The following is a 5,671-nucleotide window of genomic DNA, read 5'->3' on the forward strand; positions in this document are numbered from 1 at the left end:
CGTCCTGCCATGTCGATCAGTGTCCCTTCTCGGCCCTCATCAGGCCAAACGGGACTCTAATACCAGATGGTCTCATTCATTGGGAGCAGCCCACCATCATGACGCCGAACTCGCTTGTGCCGCACAGAAAATGGCCGCTGCCACGCGAGGCGGGTTCGATGCGATCGGCGGGGTGATCTTCCACTCCGACCGCGGCAATACACCGCCGCAGCCACGAACGCCTTGTGCCGGCACCTGGGTGTAGTGCAGTCGATGGGCCGGGTCGCCTCGGCCCTGGACAACTCCCCGGCCGATCGTTCAACTCCACCCTGAAAGTCGAGTTCGTTCACCGGCACCGGTTCCGCACCCGCTCCGCGGCTCCCGGTTCATCCAATGGGAAGCTGCGATCAACGCTGTGTCGTGCTTCCGCTTGCCGGGCCGCGCGTTGGGAGGTCTTGCGCAGGGAGTAACCGAGCAGTGTCTCGGAAGCCGGGTCGCGCTGTTGTCTCATGATGATACGTCATGCAGTTTGAAAGATCCGCCAACATGCCGAAATAGCAGCTTTTGCGATGTGGCATGTTTATGTAGGGATGCATCATTCGCTCATGAGCAATGGCATGGCGGCCTGTAAGGGTGCACGGCGGGCCGATGATCGGGAGGACGATGGGTTCTATCGCCTCGTCGAGCGTTATCTGGAAGCAGAACAGGAGCCGCCCACCCCAGGAGTCAAGACCTTCATCGCAGCGCTTTTGCCTGGCTGGCCCAAATCGTATGACAGCTGTGACAGACCCTGCGCCACTCGCGGGACCGGAGACGCGAGCGGCAGCGTGTGTTGTATCGACGTCGTGTACGAGCGCAGTATCGAGGTGTCCGCTTCTGTTGCGAACATAACGACGCAGCACGGGCTGGTCTGTTTCGATCTGCAACAGGGCCGACTTAGGTCATGAAATCATTGTTACCCCTCGAACCTTCGAACCGAGGACGTCAAGCTCGGAATTCGATTGCGAATTTACTGTTCATAGAAACCGGAGTACTCATCCGGTCGGCTACCGGAAAAACACGGTCTGCGCATGGTCGGCTGCACCCTCGGGTGAACATGGTGCAGCCAATGCTTAAACATGTGTATCGGAAATTGCTGCTCCAGGAATCGGTGCGGCTCGGTGTTCTCGTACGCATGTGCGTGCGCTGGTGGAACGCCTCGCCTATGCGGCGCAGGCTCGCGTGGACTCTGGCAACGTTCTGCTTGCTCGCTATCATCCCCGGCGCGGTAGGCGCAGTAGCGCGAGCCCAAACCGGCTCGACCACCACCGAGTCCTCGCTGGATGCCCTGAGCTGGATGAACATCCGTGACACGGAGGGTGTTCCGCTAACCGATTATACGTTTGCTACCGACCACGGTGGCATTCTACATCCGGTGACGAGCACCCTATCAGTGATATTGGGTCTCGAATTCATCGGCTATCTCGTTATCGTGACCTCCGCGGTGTGGATGATCGGTTATTCGGTGAGTTTCCAGTGGCTGGACCCGATCGGCCAGGCGCTGACTGCGGTTGCCCACCGTCTGACTGGTCAGATCGCGACTCCTATTGTCTTGATCACTGCGGCGTCCATCGGTGCGCTCTTCGTTGCGTGGTTTACGGTGCGCGGCTACTACGCCAAGGCGGCCTTGCAGGTGATGACCATGCTGCTGGTGGCAGTGCTCGGCCCCATCACACTGGCCGACCCGCTAGCGGATGTATTGTCTTCGCACGGCTTGCTTGCGCGGGGCCGTGACGTGGGTATCTCGGTCGCTGCTGGGCTTTTTGGAGAATCGACATCCCAGCCAGATCAACTCGTGATCGGGCTGCAGGGCGAACTGGCGGACAACTTCGCTCGGAAGCCGTTGCAGGTATGGAACTTCGGTCACGTCATCGACCAGTCGCCGCGCTGCCGAGCGGCGTGGACAACTGGCATCGAGTCGGGCCATGAGGGCCAAGTCTTGGACGGCGTTCGACAGTGTGGCGATTCCACGGCCTACGCCAAAGCTCGCAACCCGAGCCTGGGACAGGTGGGATCTGGCCTGATGCTACTTGTTTGCGCAGCCATTCTGCTGTGTTTCGGGCAGTATCTGGGGCTGAAGATCATCTGGGCTGCGTTGGACTCAATTTACTACTCTTTCAGAGCTATTTTCGGGTTCGCCGCAGGCGGATTCATTTACGGTCCGACACAGACTGCACTACTCCGCGATATTACCGACGCATTCATCGCGGCGGCCCGGATGACAGTCTTCATCATTTTCCTCAGCATTTACGAACTGTTCCTTGGCGCTCTCTTCGAGCAAGCTCACGGTCACGTCATGACTGTGCTCGTGCTCGGCGCCAACGCGGAGTTTATCGGCATCGTACAGTTGCGAAAGCTCAATGCCAGTTTGACACGGGGCTCGAATTGGGTCACCAACCGGTTCGCTCTTGCTATACAAAATGATGGACACAGCTCGGGTGCGGGTGGCGGCGCTGCGCTGGGAATGGGTTATACGAACATTCAGTCACGATCAGGCATCAAACTGCTCGCTGCAGTTTCGGCCTTGAATGCGGTCAATGCTTCCCCGATTATCGGTTGGTTGGCCGGCGGCACCAAGAATCCGTTGGACCCGTTGGCTCGGGGACGGCGACGTGTCGATCGAACAAATATCGAAGTTGCTCCGATGCAACGCGATTTTCAGGTCTGGCAGAGTATGGCCCGGGAAAACTGGCGGGAGAAAGCCCGGGCCCGCGCAGAAAAGGCGGGGGGAATCCACACTGAGCTGGGGCTCCAGAATGCGCTCGATGGACTCGGTGACAGCCGGGTTCCTGATACGTATGTGGCTAGCACACTGCTGAGCTTTGGTGCAACCAACGCTGCCGTCATCAATGGTCAAAGGGCGATGGCTGTCCAGAATGCCAGCATGTCGCGCAACCCTTACGGGTTTGCGCCGCTGCAGAAGGCCCTGGCCGCTGCGCGGGCGGTCGAGAATCATGTTGGTGATCCGGCGCATGGAGCGTTCGCTGCACAGGCGCTCGTTTCGGCAAACAACTTTCTCAGGCATACGAACGCGCCGATAGCTGGCTCGACGGATGTCGACTCTGCCTTTGTGGCAAGGGTGCTTGCATTGTCGGATTCCGAGATCGATCTGCGTACACATATTTTGCCGGACGAGTGGAACAGTGCCAGCCGGGATACTCGGTGGGCCATCGGTCACAGGCTGGCATCAGACCACCAGGCCGCAGCAGCGGCATATTGGAAGGCTCTCAAAGACCCCAGTCGCGCACTGCCCTTGGAGCGCTATCGCCTCGACCTGATGAATTCGGCCAGACGAATCTCCAACCTCGATCACCTCGAACCCGACGCCGGTCTCGACCCATGGGATCCCTAATTCCGGGCTCCACCGCGGCGGAGGTATCGCCCGACGCTCCGCTCCATGAGCAGGTGCACTGCCCTGCCACAGAGCGGAGCGGCCGGTGTGGTCGAGCGCGCCGCGTCCCTCGATATACAACCCCTGGTAGATGGCCTCGTGGCTGATCCGCATCGACTCGTCGTCGGGGAAGTCGATCCGCAACCGCCGCGAGATCTGCTCCGGGCTCCACGCTTGCACCCATTGCCGGTCCGAGCGGTGTGGCTTGTTCCGGCCGGTCCACGTTCCTGTCACCGGGCCAGCGGCAACCTTGCCGTTCGCGTCGGCGATCCGCCCCGACAGGCCTTGCTGGACATAGTCCCGAAGCTGCTGGTTCTCAACGAGTTTCGCAGTCTTCGGGCGTCTGGCGAACAGCTCGGCTTTCCACTGGGCCACCGATGCGCGGTAGTCCAGCTTGCCGCCCCGCGTCGCGGCGTTTCGCCGCAGCTCCCGCGAGATCGTCGATGGACTGCGACCCAACGCCCGCGCGATCTGCCGAACTCCCTTGCCCTGCACCCTGAGCAGCGCGATCTCCTCACGCTCGGCGAACGAAAGGTAGCGGCCGCCGGGCCGGTTCCAGGAATACGGTGACATCCCGCCAGCATCACGGAACCACCGACTGCCCATGACCGGCGACACCCCCACTGCGACACCAGCTTCCGTCGGCAACAGGGGACACCGAGAGTGCGAACCCCGCCACCAGGTTTCGGGATATCCACCGCCCGCACGGGTGGCGGGAAATAGCTTCCCGACGACAGCCGATTCCAGAGTTTATACAGGTTGTCCTTCTCGTCCTGCTCGAACTCCGCTAACGACTGCCCATCCACACCAGCCGCACCTTTGTTGGCTTTGACCTTCTGATATGCCTCCCACACCAGAGTTTTCGGAATATCGAACGGTTTGCCCGCCGATCTCGTTCCGGTCATCGGATTCCTCCCATTTCTGGTTGATCGTCGATCGAAACCCGACAGCACGCCCCCTTCGCTCCATCCCCATTACAAGGACTTCATCACTACTACGAGGCGTTCCGCCCTCCTGACACACAACCGGGCTGCTCACCCTTCTCGCGACCACCGTCAACCCGGAATTTTTCAAGCTGAATGAGACCAGTGGGTGTGTTATGCCGCTTGCGTATTGGTCTCCTGGGTGGCGGGTCGGTTGATCCAGACGCTGTCGGGTAGGTCGAGGATCTTCGGTGCAGTGGTGGTGGCGAAGCGGTGTGGGTGCCTGGCGCGGGCGGCATCGAGTACGCCGCGGCGGTCGGCGGCTTTGCCCGCTGCGAGGCCGTAGTGGACGTCGGCGGCAGTGTGTAAGCCGAGGCCGGTGTGGCGGTGTTCGTGGTTGTACCACCCGGCGAAACAATCCATGAATTGTTTTGCCTCGGAGAGGGATCCGAAGCGCTCAGGGAACTCCGGCCCGTATTTCAAGGTCTTGAACAGCGCTTCGGAGTACGGGTTGTCATTGGACACCCGCGGCCGCGAATGTGATCGGGTGACCTCGAGATCGGCGAGTAGCGCGGCGACGGATTTCGAAGTCATCGAGGTGCCCCGGTCAGCGTGCACCACTTGTGGGATGCCGTGGACACCGAAGATCTCGAGCATCAATTCCGTTGCCAGCACACCGGATTCGTGGGTGTGGACATGAACCCCGACGAGATAGCGGGAGTAGATGTCGATCATCACGTAGGCGTCGAAGTACTGGCCCTTGACCGGGCCGGGCAGTTTGGTGATGTCCCAGGAATACACCTGCCGGGGCGCGGTCGCGACCAGTTCCGGACACACTTTCGCCGGATGGCGCGCCAACCGGCGTCGTTCGCTGACCTGCCTGTTCTCGCGCAGCACCCGATACATCGTGGACACCGAACACAGGTAAGTGCCCTCGTCGAGCAACTGGGCATAGATCTGCAACGGCGCCAAGTCGACGAACCGGGAACTGTTGAGCACCTCCAGGATTCGGCGTCGCTCCAGCACGGTGAGCTTGTTGGGTGGCTCCGCCGCCAGTGCCGGCTCAACCACCGGTGCCGGTGCTGTCGCGGCCTGGTCTCGGCGGATCGCGGTCGAACGCACCAGCCCGGTCAACGACGCTGCCCGCCGGGTCGAGACCCGCGCGGTGGTCAACGCCTTATAGGCGACGGTCAACGCTTCTTGCGCTTGTCGTCGGAATCCGCTCTCTCGGAAAGAGTTTCCAAGCTTGAGATTTAACCCTTCTTCTTGTCTCCCATCTTCGCCACCTTGTCTGTTTTGCGAATTTCTGACCCGAGGAGGTGGCGTGGGGCTGGTGTGT

Annotated in this window: 3 protein-coding genes and 1 pseudogene; 2 read left to right on the plus strand and 2 right to left on the minus strand. The window is 60.8% G+C overall.

The features are described 5' to 3' along the window. Positions 1-584 precede the first annotated feature (584 nt). Together ACFYOW_RS49195 and ACFYOW_RS49200 are read left to right on the plus strand one after the other, a co-directional pair. On the plus strand, positions 585-926 hold the full coding sequence (locus ACFYOW_RS49195) for a hypothetical protein (protein ID WP_387299044.1): 342 nt from the start codon (positions 585-587) through the stop codon (positions 924-926). Between the two features lie 161 nt (positions 927-1,087). Continuing rightward, positions 1,088-3,370 carry a hypothetical protein gene (locus ACFYOW_RS49200; RefSeq protein ID WP_387299046.1) on the plus strand — a complete coding sequence of 761 codons (2,283 nt, stop codon included), beginning with the start codon at positions 1,088-1,090 and terminating at the stop codon, positions 3,368-3,370. Positions 3,371-3,424: 54 nt separating this feature from the next. On the opposite strand, the pseudogene ACFYOW_RS49205 reads toward ACFYOW_RS49200, so the two are convergent. Together ACFYOW_RS49205 and ACFYOW_RS49210 are read right to left on the minus strand one after the other, a co-directional pair. Continuing rightward, positions 3,425-4,156 (minus strand): annotated as a pseudogene (locus tag ACFYOW_RS49205) (transposase); the annotation flags it as partial. A 350-nt stretch (positions 4,157-4,506) separates the two neighbouring features. After that, positions 4,507-5,671: transposase (locus tag ACFYOW_RS49210; protein WP_387299048.1), on the minus strand; the 1,165-nt coding region annotated here is incomplete at its 5' end.

Source organism: Nocardia sp. NPDC006982 (assembly GCF_042869435.1).
In the GTDB taxonomy this organism is placed as follows: Bacteria; Actinomycetota; Actinomycetes; order Mycobacteriales; family Mycobacteriaceae; genus Nocardia.